The sequence below is a fragment of the Achromobacter sp. JUb104 genome, from assembly GCF_024806975.1.
Classification (GTDB): Bacteria; Pseudomonadota; Gammaproteobacteria; order Burkholderiales; family Burkholderiaceae_B; genus Achromobacter; species Achromobacter spanius.
This window is the reverse complement of record NZ_JANUEY010000002.1, coordinates 1,676,045-1,688,784: the sequence shown is the minus strand read 5'-3', so window position 1 is coordinate 1,688,784 and position 12,740 is coordinate 1,676,045. Positions and strand designations below refer to the sequence as shown.

The window sequence follows — 12,740 nt, the reverse complement described above, 5'->3', positions numbered from 1 at the left end:
AGATGGCGGCGCCGTGCGTGGCGCCTTGCCCCAAAACCGCCGCGGGACGCCTGGGCGTCCCGCGGACAACTTGCTGGTTACTCGTATGCCTTCGGGTCACCCGAGTCGGTCGGGTTGGCCAGCGCGCGCTTGAGCGCATCGCTCATCGGATACTTCAGGTTGATCTGCTTCGGGGGAATCGGCGAATTGAAGTACTTGTTGTAGATCGCCGCGACCTTGCCGGTCTTCATCAGGTCCACCACGGCGTCGTCCACCACCTTCTTGAATGCGGGGTCGTCCTTGGGTTCCATGATGCCGTAGGGCGCCATTTCCAGGCCCTTGGTGCCGATCACGAACGCATCCGGATTCTTCGACGAGGCCACGGCGCCATAGGCGATGCCGTCGTCGTTGGCCGACCCGGCGGCACGGCCCGATTCCACCATCAGGATGGTCTCGGCGGTGTCCTTGGTGGGCGCCATCGTGATGCCCAGGTTACCCTTGGCGTTCAATTCCGAGATCAGGCGGAAAGTCTGGCCGCCGGCTTGTGCGGCGATGGTCTTGCCCCGGAACGATTCCAGGTTGTTGGGATCCACACCGCCGTCCTTGCGCGCCACCAGCACCACCTGCGCCACGAAGGTCGTGGGCGCGAACGACACCAGCTTGTGGCGTGCCAGGTTGTTGGTGGTGTTGCCGCATTCCAGGTCGATGGTGCCATTGGCCAGCAGCGGGATGCGCGTGGCGGAAGTCGTCGGGTTGTAGCGCACTTCCAGCTTGGGCAGCTTCAGCGCGGTCTTGATGTGTTGCACCACTTCCTGGCAGATCTCGACCGAGTAGCCGATGGGCTTCTGGTTGCCGTCGAGATAGGCGAAGGGTACCGAGGTCTCGGGGTGGCCGAGCGTGATCACGCCGGTTTCGCGGATCTTGTCCAGGCGGCTGGTGCCTTCGGCGTGGGCGGTGGCCGTGCTGCCCAGCAGGGCGGCAGCAACGGAGATCGCGGCAAATGCTTTCATCTGATTCCCTTGGCGCCGTGCGATCGGCGCGTGTTTGTAGTCACGATCGGCGGCGCCGGTTTGTCCGGCGTCCGCCACGTCCCGCGATGAGCCCCGCGGCTGGCAAAAAGTATCAACTAGCAGTATGGTTTTATCCAGTTCCAATCAGGTATTCCTCTATACGGATTTGATATGGCCATTCCACGGATGGGCTTAAGACACATCGAGGCCTTCCGAGCCGTCATGATGACCGGCTCGATGACGGCCGCCGCGCGACGCGTGCACACCTCGCAGCCGCACGTTAGCCGCTTAATTGCGCAATTGGAAGCCATCACCCAGTTTCCCTTGTTCGATCGCAATGGCAGCCGCCTGAGCCCCACACAGGACGGTTCGCGCTTCTTTCAAGAGGTGGAAAAAACCTTTATAGGCCTGGCCGGCCTGGAGTCGGCGGCGGCCAGCATCCGCTCGTTCAGCGCCAGCCGCCTGAGCGTGGCGGCCATGCCACGGCTGGCGGGCGGCATGCTGGCGCGCATCGTCGCGGCCTTCAAGACCGAGTACCCCGACGTGATGGTGTCCATCCATTCGGGCAACGCCAGCGCGGTGCACAACTGGATCAGTTCGGGCTTTTGCGACACGGGGCTGGCCATGCTGTCGGGCGACAGCCCGGGCATTCAAGTCGAACCTGTGATGACGATGAACTGCGTGGCGGTACTGCCCAGGGGGCACCGCCTGACCAAGCTGAAAAAGCTCAAGCCCGCTGACTTCGCGGGCGAGCCCTTCATCGCCTTTCCCAGCGCCACGCCGCTGCGCGAAAAGATCGACGCCGTCTTCAAGTCGGCCAAGGTGGAACGGCAGACGGTGGCCGAAGCGGGCCTGGGTTCATCCGTATGCGCGCTGGTGGGCGCGGGCCTGGGCGTGGCGCTGATCAACCCCTTGGCCGCGCGCGAAGAGTACGAGGCCAACGGCGTTGAAGTCCGCCCGTTCAGCCCGGCGGTGCCGGTGACGGTGGCCTTGCTGTATCCGCCGTATCACACGCGCACGCGGCTGGTCAGCGTGTTTTCGCGCTACGCGCATCAGCTGATGAATGAAGAGATGGCGGATCTGAAGGCGCGGCCGCCCCGGTGAAGGGGCCGGCCTTTCCCGCCTGCTAGATGAAGGACCGTTCCAGATAGTCGGCCGCTTCGCCAGACCGCTTCAGCGCCTGCCATTGCGCCAGGTTCAACTGCGGCATCTGGAACGCCGGCTGCGGGCGGCCATACCAGCCCGGGTTGTGCAGCCGGGCCAGCAGGTCCATTTTTCCGCCGTCCAGATAGAGGTGTTGGCGGTCGGCCACGAATTCATCCTGCACATGCATGGCCACCACGTCGGCCACCACCAGGCTGCGGCCGTCGATGCGCAGCAGCTCATGCACCCGGCACTCAAACGCGACGGGCGACTGCATCACGCGCGGCACGCCGATGCGTTCGGACGGCGCCAGCACCAGCCCCGCTTCCTGTGATTCATCCACGCCGGCCGGGAAGTCCACCGCCGTCACGTTCATCCTGGCGGCCAACCGGGTCGACACCAGGTTGACGGTGAATTCGCCGCGCTCGGCGATATTGCGCGCGGTGTCCTTGGGCGCGCCGTCGCGCATGCCGATGCCCACACAGATCAACGGCGGATCGCCCGACATCAGGTTGAAGAACGAGAAAGGCGCCACGTTGGTGGCCCCCGGGTCACCGCGCGACACGATCCAGGCGATGGGCCGAGGCACGATCGCCGCCGTCAGCAGCTTGTAGCGTTCGGGGCCCGCCAAGACGTTCAGGTCGATGAACATGACTTATCCCCAACTGCTCAGTCTTGCGCAGGCGTCGGCGCCGCGCCCTGGGCGGCCTTCGCATCCGCGAAGAGACGGTCGCTGCGTTTGCAGCGGCAGCGTCCCAACTGGTGCAGCTCGATCAGGTTGCCGACGGGGTCGCGCAGAAAAAGCTGCATGAGTTCCGGCGCCGCCACGTTGTTCAGCTTCCAGTAGTCCACCGCCATGCGTTGCAACTCCGCCTCGGCCTCGGCGATATCGTCCACCGCCAGCGCCACGTGGTTTTCCACAGGGTCGCGTCCCGGCCCCTGGGAATAGGGCGAGGGGCCATCGCTGCCCAGCAAATGGATCTGGCAATCGTTGCCCATGTCCAGGAAGTAGCCGGCGATGCCCGGTATCTCCCAGCGGCCTTCATCCGTGTCCAGCCCCAGCACGCCTCCATAGAACGCGCCCATGGCCGCCACTTTTCCCAGTGGCATGCGCACCGCGTGGTGGTGCAGTTCCAGAACCTTCAGCGCCATGTCTATCTCCTTCGTTTTCCGGCCGGCGCCCATGCACCGCCACGAACGGCATCATGGCGCCCGCGCGCACACCGGGGAATGCCGCCCATCGCAATCCACGATTGCATCGCGTGCAACGCTGCGCCCCAAGCCGCGCCCGGCGCGCACGCTATGCTTGGCGCCATGACGACGCCCGACCTCAACCTGCTGCTGGCCCTGGACGTGCTCGTCCAGGAGGGCAGCGTCGCCGGCGCGGCGCGTCGGCTCAACCTGAGCACGCCCGCCATGAGCCGCACGCTGGCCCGCATCCGCGACGCCGTGGGCGACCCGGTGCTGGTGCGTTCAGGACGCGGCCTGGCGCCCACCCCGCGCGCGCTGGAACTGCGGGATCAGGTGCGCGCGGCGGTGGAGCAGGCGCAATCCGTGTGGTCGGCATTCAGCCGCGACACGGACCTAGGCGCGCTGACCCGCATCTTCACGCTGCGCGCCAATGATGTGTTCGTCGGCGCTTTCGGTGGCCGCCTGCGCGAACATCTTTGCCGTCACGCCCCGCGCGCCGTGCTGCGCTTTGTCTCCGAAAGCGAAGACGACGAGGAAGCCTTGCGTGACGACGCCGACCTCTACATTGGTTCGTCGCAAAAGTTCGGCGCGGACATCAAGGTGCAAACGCTTTTCACCACGTCTTTCTGCGGCCTGGCGCGCGACGGGCACGCGATTTTCGATGGAGCCGTCACGCCACACCGCCTGGCGGACTACGACCACATCAGCGTGTCGCGCCGTGGCCGCGCGCAAGGCCCTATCGACCAGGCGCTGGCCAGCCTGGGCCTGACCCGGCGCGTCGCGTTGATCACCCCCACCTTCCACGCCGCGCTGTTTGCGCTGGCCGACTCAGACCTGATCCTGCCCACCATGCCGCAGCACCTGATGCCGGGCATTGAACGGTTGGGACTCGCCTTGCGCGGCTTTGCGATGCCAGTGGTGACGCCCGCGGTCAGGGTGGTGCAAGCCTGGCCGCCCCGGCTGGACAGCGACCCGGCGCACCGGTGGTTAAGGCAGACGATCAAGCAGGTGTGTGAGGGGGTGGATTAGAAGGTGCCCGCGCTATTGCGGCTCGGTCTGTACCCGTCCGTCCGCATGCAAGTAGCGCATGGCGCCGTCAACATGCATGGCCGGCACGGCCTGACCCTGGCTCCAGCAGTGCGCAATCGCCGATGGCACGCCGTGCACGCCATCCCCCGTGCGCAGCGACTCGGGTACGCCAATCCACGCATAGACCGGTTCGTGCAGCCACGCACCGTCCGCTTGTGCGATACCGATGTGCAGGTCATCCGGACTGTGGTCGCTGGCCTGTTCCGGCGTCACCGCGCAGAGCCAGCCGTGCGTGTCTTTCCACATCAGGCCGAACACCATGTGCTGCGTGCACGGCAGCGCCTCGCGGCGTTCGACCATGTCGTAGGCGCCTTGGAACCATTCGTCCCATTCCCCGTGCTCCACGCAGCGCAGCACGCGCACATAGCGGCCGGCCTGGCCCGCGGGCGGCGGCGTGATCTCTGCCGGGTCGGGCGCGGGTAGCCAGATGATGTCGGCCAGATCCGTATAGGCCACGGGCACGACGATTCCGCCCTGGGTGTCCACAATGCCGCGCTGATCGTCCTCGGTCAGCACCCGGATCCGCATCTGGCCGCTTATCCACAGGGTGGCGGGATCGGACTCCGACTCCACCGGCCCCAACGCGGCGTACAGGGCGTCCAGCACGAGTCGACCTTGCGCATCGATCAGGCCGCAACCGTCACCGCGTTGCGTCACATAGGCATGCAGCGCGTCGTCCCAATTGATGTCGTCCCATACCGGCGCGCTTGCCCAGGCACCGCGCCGGTCGATCAAGCCCCAGCGCCCGGCCTCGTAGGCGGGCGCCAAGCCGCCGGGGGAAAAATCGCCGGCCGATTCGAATGTGGGCGGAATCGCCCACGCCCCCGATCTATCCACAAAGCCGATCAGGTCACCTACGCGGGCCATCGCCAAACCCTGTGAATAACTCCACACTTCGTCTAGCTCGCACGGCATCAACTGACGGCCGTCGGTATCGATCAGCCCAAGCTTGTCGTCCTTGAGAACCGCCGCCACGCCGTCTTCAAAACGCCAGATGGAATCGAACTGCGGTGGCACCACCACGCGGCTGTTCTCGCCGCGTCCTGCACGCACGCCACACAGGTTGTCCACAACAAAGCGATGCAAGCCGTCGCCGAGGTGGGTGTCGTTGCCGTCGTCCTCATCTTCGTCCTCGTCCTCGCCCTGGTCTTCGTCCTCGTCGAAGTCTTCATAGCGCACCCGCCGGGCGGGTTCTTGCGGAAAGAAATACGGATGCGCCAGGCCGCCCAGCCCAACCCGCCACGCCCAACCGGATTCATCATCAGCGCCTTGCACGTCCAGCAAGCGCAACGCAGCCGCGATGTCGTCCTCGCGCATGCTGTCCTGCAAAGCGTTCCAGCGATCCGTGCACAGCGCGCGCGCGTGGGCAAGATACGCCTGCGCGCCATCCCCATGCAGCCACGCCAGTTCATCAAGATTGGCGCTTATCCACAAGCCGGCGGTATCGTCCCGCTCGCCCGACGCGTCCTGCGCATCCATCCGTTCGGCCAGGTAAGCCACCGCCGCATCCCACTGCACGCAATGCGGTGCGTCGCCGCTTGCCGCATGCGTCCGCAAGAATGCCGCCACCTGGCGCAAGCGATCGTGCGCGGCTTGCGCGGGGGCGGCCAGCGCCGCCGTACCCGCGTCTCCAAACACGCGCTGCGACGCATCGGCATCCCGCAAGCTGCCGTCGGCCAGCAACACCTGCCATAACGTCGGCAGGTTGCCATTGGCGGCGGCGATTTCTTCCGATGACAGCGTGCGGCCGTTCCGGTCCACCTGCAAAGACAACCACGCGCGATTACCCATCACTGCATCCTTGAAGCACGCTGGCCAACGCTCTATCTGTGCGCGACCAGCCGGAAAAAACAAAGGCCAGCCTTTTCAGGCTGGCCCGGGTCATGCGAGGCAAACGCTTACGCGTCGATGTTGCCCGCCGACAGCGCGTTGCGTTCGATGAACGCGCGGCGCGGTTCCACGTCGTCGCCCATCAGGGTCGTGAAGACTTCGTCCGCCGCGATGGCGTCTTCGATCTGCACGCGCAGCAGGCGGCGCACCTTCGGGTCCATCGTGGTTTCCCACAACTGTTCCGGGTTCATTTCACCCAGGCCCTTATAGCGCTGCTTGGAGATGCCGCGTTCGGCTTCGCTGCGCAGCCATTGCATGGCTTCGCGGAAGTCGGACACCGTCTGTTCCTTGCGCTTTTCGCCTTCGCCCCGCGCGGCCATCGAGCGCGTGCCCACCTTGCCCAGGAAGCTCTTGGCGGCCTTGGACAGGATGGCGTAATCGGAACCATTGACGAAGTCGGCGTCGATGATGCTGACGCGCACGTTGCCGTGGTGCATGCGCTGCACCGACAGGCGATGGCGTTCGGTGGCCTCATCAAACTGCGGCACCACGTCCACGCCGTTGCCGCTGATCGGGTCACGCATGGCCTCGGCCAGACGCTTGGCGGAATCCGCGGTCGACTCTGCCGTTTCCAGGTTGATTTCCACGCCTTCGGCCATGGCCGACAAGGCGCCCACGTCGAACACCTTCGACAGGCGCGCAATGACGCCGTCGGCCGCCACGTACTGGCTGGCCAGGTCGGTCAGTTCTTCGCCACGGATGATGTTGCCGCCCGAGATGATCTCGGCATCCTTCAGGGCCTGTTGCAGCATGAACTGCGCTTCTTCCTGGTCATCCTTCAGATAGCGCTCTTCGCGGCCAACCTTCACCTTGTACAGCGGCGGTTGGGCAATATACACATAGCCGCGCTGCACGAGTTCCGGCATCTGGCGATACAGAAGCGTCAGCAGCAGGGTGCGGATGTGCGCGCCGTCAACGTCCGCGTCAGTCATGATGATGAGGCGGTGGTAGCGCAGCTTTTCCACGTTGAAATCGGGGCCGATGCTGGTGCCCAGCGCCGTGATCAGCGTGGCGATCTGTTCGCTGGCGATCAGGCGGTCAAAACGCGCCTTCTCCACGTTCAGCACCTTGCCGCGCAGCGGCAGGATGGCCTGGAACTTGCGGTCGCGGCCTTGCTTGGCCGAGCCGCCTGCGGAGTCACCCTCGACGATGTACAGCTCGCACAGCGCCGGATCTTTTTCCTGGCAGTCGGCCAGCTTGCCGGGCAGGCCGGCGCCTTCCAGCACGCTCTTGCGCCGCGTCATTTCGCGGGCCTTGCGCGCGGCTTCACGCGCGCGGGCGGCTTCCACGATCTTGTTGCACAACGCCTTGGCGTCGTTCGGGTTTTCAAGCAGCCAGCTTTCCAGCGTGCGGGCCACAGCCTCTTCCACGGCCGGACGCACTTCGCTGGACACCAGCTTGTCCTTCGTCTGGCTGCTGAACTTGGGCTCGGGCACCTTCACCGACAGCACGCAGGCCAGGCCTTCGCGCATGTCGTCACCGGACGTTTCCACCTTGGCCTTCTTGGCCAGTTCGTTGTCGGCGATGTACTTGTTGATGATGCGGGTCATCGCCGCGCGCAGGCCGGTCAAGTGCGAGCCGCCGTCGCGCTGCGGAATGTTGTTGGTGAAGCACAGCACGCTTTCGCTGTAGCTGTCGTTCCACTGCATCGCCACTTCCACGCCCACCGACACGCCGCCGGCGGCCGATTCGGTGCTGACCGAAAACACGTTCGGGTGCAGCACGGTCTTGGCGCGGTTGATGTATTCAACAAAGCCCTTCACGCCGCCCGAGAACGCAAAGTTCTCTTCCTTGCCGTGGCGCTGGTCCACCAGGCGGATCTTCACGCCGTTGTTCAGGAACGAGAGCTCGCGCAAGCGCTTGGAGAGAATCTCGTAGTGGTATTCGATGTTGTTGAAGATGATCGGGTCGGCCAGGAAGCGCACTTCCGTGCCCCGCATGTCCGTCGTGCCCGTCACAGCCAGGGGCGCCACGCGCGCGCCTTGGCGGAATTCCATCTGGTGGACCTGGCCGTTGCGGCGGATGGTCAGGCGCAGCCATTCGGACAGGGCGTTCACGCAAGACACGCCCACGCCGTGCAGGCCGCCGGACACCTTGTACGAGTTCTGGTCGAACTTGCCGCCGGCGTGCAGTTCGGTCATCACGATTTCCGCCGCGCTGCGGTGGAATTCGTCGTCCTTGTGGATATCCGTGGGGATACCGCGGCCGTTGTCGGTGACCGAGATGGAGTTGTCGGTGTGGATGGTGACGACGATGTCGTCGCAATGGCCGGCCAGGGCTTCGTCGATGGCGTTATCCACGACTTCAAACACCATGTGGTGCAAGCCGGTGCCGTCGGATGTGTCGCCGATGTACATGCCGGGGCGCTTGCGCACGGCCTCCAGCCCCTTGAGCATCTTGATCGAGTCTGCGCCGTAGCCGCTGTTCTCGGGAGTGGTGTTCTGCTGATCTGACATGTCTGGTTCGATAACGCTTTAAAGAACGGCCTGGCGGCCGGACCGCCCGCGAGCCCTCAGGCCCGCAAGCGGCACAAACCCACAAACGTGTGGGGCGCGGATCAGATCCGCATGGGCATGACGACGTATTTGAACTGGTCGTCTTCGGGCAGGGTGATGAGCGCCGATGCGTTGGCATCGGGCATGACCGACCACTGGATGTTGTCGACTTTCACGTTGGCCAGCACATCAAGCAAATAGCCCACGTTAAAGCCCACGTCCAGGGCCTCATGGCCGTAGTCGATGTCGATTTCTTCCTGCGCCTCTTCCTGCTCGGCGTTGGAAGACGAGATCTTCATCTGGTTCTGCGCCAATTGCAGGCGCACGCCCTTGAACTTGTCGGTCGTCAAAATGGCGGCGCGCTGCAAGCTGCCTTGAAGCGCTTCGCGGCCCACCATGAAGTGGCGCGTGTAGTTCGTGGGAATCACACGCGTGAAATCGGGGAACTTGCCTTCGACCAGCTTGGACACCAGTTCGACATCGCCGAAGCGGAAACGGATCTGGCCCGGCGCCACATCAATGGAAACCACCTCGTCGGAGTCTTCCAGCAGGCGCTGCATTTCCAGCACGGTCTTGCGCGGCACGATCACTTCGTGGCGTTCGGCAATGCCGTCGGCTTCGGTGGAGCAATGCGCCAGGCGGTGACCATCGGTGGCGACGGCGCGCACACGACCCGGTTCAAACACCAGCAGCATGCCGTTCAGGTAGTAACGGATGTCTTGTTGCGCCATGGCGAAGTGCACCATGTTGAACAGGTGGCGCAGCGTGCGTTGCGGCATGGTCAGCGAGACGTCCCACTGCTCGGGCTGAGCGACGGTGGGGAACTCGCTGGCGGCCAGCGTCTGCAACGCGAAGCGGCTCTTGGCCGACTGCACCGACAGCTTGTTGCTGGCCAGGGCCAGGCGCACGTCGCCGGTATCCGGCAGCGCTTTCAGGATGTCGAGCAGCTTGCGCGCGGCAACCGTGGTGGACTCGTTGTCCTGGCCCACGCCGAAATCGGCATGGGTGGTGATCTGTACTTCCAGGTCGGTCGCAATAAAGGCAACCTTGTTGCCTTCCTTGCGCATCAGGATGTTCGCAAGAATGGGCAGGGTATGGCGTCTTTCGACGATGCCCGCCACAGTCGACAGCGGTTTCAGCAATGCATCGCGTGTGGTTTGTACGAGTTGCATGTTCATCCTTTTAGAGTTTGTTCCAACACGTGCAGGGTATGGTTGAGCTCCGCTTGTTTTGCGCGGGCGTCGGAAATCTTGCGTACGGCATGCAGTACGGTGGTGTGATCGCGCCCCCCGAACAGATCACCGATTTCCGGCAGGCTTTTCTGCGTCAGCTCTTTAGCCAGGTACATCGCGACCTGACGCGGCAAGGCGATATTGGCGGGCCGGCGTTTCGAGTACATGTCCGCGACCTTGATCTTGTAGAAATCCGCCACCGTCTTCTGGATGTTTTCCACCGTGATCTGGCCGTTGGACACGGACAGCAGATCCTTCAGGGCTTCCTTGCAGACATCCACCGTCAGCACATCGCGACCATGGAAGCGGGCGTAGGCCAGGACCTTGCGCAGCGCGCCTTCCAGTTCGCGCACGTTGCTGCGCAGATGCTTGGCAATGAAGAAGGCCACTTCCTCGGGCATGGGCACGCCTTCGGATTCCGCCTTGCGCAGCAAGATCGCCACGCGCATTTCCAGCTCCGGCGGCTCGATAGCCACCGTCAGGCCGGAGTCAAAGCGCGAAATCAGGCGGCTGTCGATGCCGGACAGTTCCTTCGGATACGTATCGCTGGTGATGATGATCTGCTTGCGCTGGGCCACCATCGCTTCGAACGCATAGAAGAACTCTTCCTGCGTGCGGTTCTTGCCCGAGAAGAACTGGATGTCATCGATCAGCAGCAAGTCCAGCGAATGGTAATAGCGCTTGAAGTCATCGAACGCCTTGCGCTGGTACGCCTTCACGACGTCGGACACGTATTGGTCGGCATGCACGTAGCGCACCCGCACGCCCGTGCCCGCCGCGACCATGGCGTTGCCGATGGCGTGGATCAAGTGAGTCTTGCCCAGGCCCACGCCGCCATACAGGAACAGCGGGTTGTAGGACGTGCCAGGGTTCTCGGCCACTTGCAATGCCGCGGCGCGCGCCAACTGGTTGGCCTTACCCGTCACGAAATTCTCGAAGGTAAGGTCCGTGTTCAGGCGCGAGCGCTCGTACACGATGTTGGCGGCATCCGCGTTCACCGCCTGCGCCGCGACCGTCGTGGCGGGCTGGGGTGGGGCGGCCGGAGCCGGGGCCTGCATGGGCGGCGCGCCGCCTGAGGGCTGTGCAGCGGACAGGTGCGATTGATCGGGCTGCGGCGCACGCACGGGCGCGACCGGCATACGCGGGGCGGCTCCATGCGAGGGCAACTCGAACAAGACCTGTACCGGTCGCTTGAACCACTCCGCGGCCAACGCTTCGATCTGGTGGGAAAAGTTCTTACGCACCCAATCCAGCTTGAAGCGGTTGGGCGCGGCAACGCGCAGCACCGCCTGCGTTTCGTCGTACGCAAGCGGGACCAGCGGTCGTATCCACGCGCTGATTTGTTGGGGGGGGAGTTCCTGCTCAAGACGACTGACGCAGGTCTGCCAGAATTCTTTCATGTCGCTCTTATTCAAACCTCGATTCTACCTTGCCTGGGCTGGGGTTATCCACAGGGCAGGACATAAGCGTCTACACTGCCCAGGCTTAACTGTTTGACAAGACAGGGAAAACTTGCTGAAATGGTGGGCTTTTCCGAATTCTGTCTGTCAGAAGGTTTCACAGAGAGCTTAGCCGGAGTTGTAGCAAGTACCCTCCTTTCATAGGTTTGGGCGCTTACTGCACTGTCCGGTTTTTAGCTTTGCTGAATAGGTCGCCTGGGGAGAAATCCCTTGTCCAGAGCCCCGTCTACGAGATGTTTTTTGCACCTGTTGCAAAAATGCCCACTAGATACCCGCTTCTGATTTTGCGTCCTGGAACCCTCCGGGCAGGTCCCTTCTGACTTTTGTTCTTTTTGTGGATCGTCCATGAAACGTACCTACCAACCTTCCGTCACCCGCCGCAAGCGCACCCATGGCTTTCGCGTGCGCATGAAAACCCGCGCTGGCCGCGCCATCCTGAACGCCCGCCGCGCCAAGGGCCGCAAGCGTCTGGCTGTCTAAGTCCGGGTTTTCCGGTTTTTCTTTCCGGAAGCCTGACTATTTGCACGGACCAGCCATATTGCAAGACCTCTCGCAATCTCGTTCTGGTTCCGCGCAAACGCCTGACCCGCAGTCCATGCCGCGCTCCACGCTTCCCCCGGAGGCGCGGTTGCATCGCCCCTCCGAGTTCGCCGCTGCCCTCAAAGGCCGGCGTCTTGCTCGAGGGGCGTTATTCATTGTGACGTCCGCTCCCAATGATCTGCCCCCCGGCCAGGATGCCTGTGCCCGGCTGGGTCTCATCATCGCCAAGCGGTTCGCCGCCCACGCCAGTACGCGCAACGCCATCAAGCGGGTCATCCGCGAAGCGTTCCGCCACCGGCGCCTGGCGCTGCCGGCCAAGGATTACGTCGTGCGCTTGCATAGCAAAGTCGCTCCCACCACGCTTACCTCGCTTAAACGCTTGGTCAGAGCCGAAGTGGACGCTCACTTTGATCGGATTGCGCGATGATTTTCAAAGCACTGCTTATTCTTCCGATCCGCTTCTACAGGTTTTTCCTGAGTCCCTGGATCGGCAGGCAGTGCCGCTTTACCCCCACATGCTCGGCGTACGCGATTGAAGCAATCGAACGTCACGGCGCCTGGCGCGGCTTCTGGTTGGCGGTCCGGCGAATTGGCCGTTGCCACCCGTGGTCGCCGGGCGGCTGGGATCCGGTTCCGCCGTCCAAGGGAACCAATGGCCCCTCGTGCTGTTCCCACAGCCACCGCATCGAGCACGATTGACGCTAAACTGGC

At 63.7% G+C, this 12,740-nt stretch carries 12 protein-coding genes; 5 read left to right on the top strand and 7 right to left on the bottom strand.

All coding sequences use genetic code 11. The annotated features are described in order from the left end of the window. Window positions 1–77: 77 nt before the first annotated feature. Window positions 78–989: an amino acid ABC transporter substrate-binding protein gene (locus M2361_RS19555; protein WP_259251305.1), complete on the bottom strand. Its 912-nt coding sequence runs from the start codon at window positions 987–989 to the stop codon at window positions 78–80. Between the two features lie 171 nt (window positions 990–1,160). Between M2361_RS19555 and M2361_RS19550 the strand changes: the two genes are divergently transcribed. Next, the gene (locus tag M2361_RS19550; protein WP_259251304.1) at window positions 1,161–2,093 is read left to right on the top strand and encodes a LysR substrate-binding domain-containing protein; all 933 of its coding nucleotides are present in this window, start codon (window positions 1,161–1,163) and stop codon (window positions 2,091–2,093) included. Window positions 2,094–2,115: 22 nt separating this feature from the next. On the opposite strand, the gene M2361_RS19545 is transcribed toward M2361_RS19550, so the two are convergent. Both M2361_RS19545 and M2361_RS19540 read right to left on the bottom strand, forming a co-directional pair. Then, window positions 2,116–2,784, bottom strand: coding sequence for a flavin reductase family protein (locus tag M2361_RS19545; RefSeq protein WP_259251303.1), 669 nt, complete (start codon window positions 2,782–2,784; stop codon window positions 2,116–2,118). Between the two features lie 17 nt (window positions 2,785–2,801). Further along, window positions 2,802–3,284 (bottom strand): VOC family protein, encoded by a 483-nt coding sequence (locus tag M2361_RS19540; RefSeq protein WP_259251301.1) that lies wholly within the window; start codon window positions 3,282–3,284, stop codon window positions 2,802–2,804. Between the two features lie 162 nt (window positions 3,285–3,446). Between M2361_RS19540 and M2361_RS19535 the strand changes: the two genes are divergently transcribed. Continuing rightward, a complete protein-coding gene (locus M2361_RS19535) occupies window positions 3,447–4,352 on the top strand; it encodes a LysR family transcriptional regulator (RefSeq protein ID WP_259251300.1) in 906 nt (301 codons plus the stop codon). Between the two features lie 12 nt (window positions 4,353–4,364). Here M2361_RS19535 and M2361_RS19530 read toward each other — a convergent pair whose 3' ends face one another. From M2361_RS19530 to dnaA, 4 genes are all read right to left on the bottom strand, one after another. Beyond that, window positions 4,365–6,203, bottom strand: coding sequence for a WG repeat-containing protein (locus M2361_RS19530; protein ID WP_259251298.1), 1,839 nt, complete (start codon window positions 6,201–6,203; stop codon window positions 4,365–4,367). Between the two features lie 107 nt (window positions 6,204–6,310). Then, a complete protein-coding gene (gyrB, locus tag M2361_RS19525) occupies window positions 6,311–8,758 on the bottom strand; it encodes a DNA topoisomerase (ATP-hydrolyzing) subunit B (protein ID WP_259251297.1) in 2,448 nt (815 codons plus the stop codon). 101 nt (window positions 8,759–8,859) lie between these two features. Then, window positions 8,860–9,969, bottom strand: coding sequence for a DNA polymerase III subunit beta (gene dnaN / locus M2361_RS19520; RefSeq protein ID WP_006227714.1), 1,110 nt, complete (start codon window positions 9,967–9,969; stop codon window positions 8,860–8,862). 2 nt (window positions 9,970–9,971) lie between these two features. Continuing rightward, a complete protein-coding gene (gene dnaA, locus M2361_RS19515) occupies window positions 9,972–11,429 on the bottom strand; it encodes a chromosomal replication initiator protein DnaA (protein ID WP_100853686.1) in 1,458 nt (485 codons plus the stop codon). A gap of 405 nt (window positions 11,430–11,834) precedes the next feature. Between dnaA and rpmH the strand changes: the two genes are divergently transcribed. From rpmH to yidD, 3 genes are all read left to right on the top strand, one after another. Then, window positions 11,835–11,969, top strand: coding sequence for a 50S ribosomal protein L34 (rpmH, locus tag M2361_RS19510; protein WP_003816025.1), 135 nt, complete (start codon window positions 11,835–11,837; stop codon window positions 11,967–11,969). Between the two features lie 115 nt (window positions 11,970–12,084). Beyond that, a complete protein-coding gene (locus tag M2361_RS19505) occupies window positions 12,085–12,456 on the top strand; it encodes a ribonuclease P protein component (RefSeq protein WP_100853687.1) in 372 nt (123 codons plus the stop codon). After that, on the top strand, window positions 12,456–12,728 hold the full coding sequence (gene yidD, locus M2361_RS19500) for a membrane protein insertion efficiency factor YidD (RefSeq protein WP_100857530.1): 273 nt from the start codon (window positions 12,456–12,458) through the stop codon (window positions 12,726–12,728). The genes M2361_RS19505 and yidD overlap by 1 nt, the downstream gene beginning before the upstream one ends. Window positions 12,729–12,740: the final 12 nt, after the last annotated feature.

What these genes read in the sequence shown, in the direction of transcription:
- M2361_RS19555 (WP_259251305.1), bottom strand. Translation starts at nt 989, where the DNA reads ATGAAAGCATTTGCCGCGATCTCCGTTGCTGCCGCCCTGCTGGGCAGC.
- M2361_RS19550 (WP_259251304.1), top strand. Translation starts at nt 1,161, where the DNA reads ATGGCCATTCCACGGATGGGCTTAAGACACATCGAGGCCTTCCGAGCC.
- M2361_RS19545 (WP_259251303.1), bottom strand. Translation starts at nt 2,784, where the DNA reads ATGTTCATCGACCTGAACGTCTTGGCGGGCCCCGAACGCTACAAGCTG.
- M2361_RS19540 (WP_259251301.1), bottom strand. Translation starts at nt 3,284, where the DNA reads ATGGCGCTGAAGGTTCTGGAACTGCACCACCACGCGGTGCGCATGCCA.
- M2361_RS19535 (WP_259251300.1), top strand. Translation starts at nt 3,447, where the DNA reads ATGACGACGCCCGACCTCAACCTGCTGCTGGCCCTGGACGTGCTCGTC.
- M2361_RS19530 (WP_259251298.1), bottom strand. Translation starts at nt 6,203, where the DNA reads ATGGGTAATCGCGCGTGGTTGTCTTTGCAGGTGGACCGGAACGGCCGC.
- gyrB (WP_259251297.1), bottom strand. Translation starts at nt 8,758, where the DNA reads ATGTCAGATCAGCAGAACACCACTCCCGAGAACAGCGGCTACGGCGCA.
- dnaN (WP_006227714.1), bottom strand. Translation starts at nt 9,969, where the DNA reads ATGCAACTCGTACAAACCACACGCGATGCATTGCTGAAACCGCTGTCG.
- dnaA (WP_100853686.1), bottom strand. Translation starts at nt 11,429, where the DNA reads ATGAAAGAATTCTGGCAGACCTGCGTCAGTCGTCTTGAGCAGGAACTC.
- rpmH (WP_003816025.1), top strand. Translation starts at nt 11,835, where the DNA reads ATGAAACGTACCTACCAACCTTCCGTCACCCGCCGCAAGCGCACCCAT.
- M2361_RS19505 (WP_100853687.1), top strand. Translation starts at nt 12,085, where the DNA reads ATGCCGCGCTCCACGCTTCCCCCGGAGGCGCGGTTGCATCGCCCCTCC.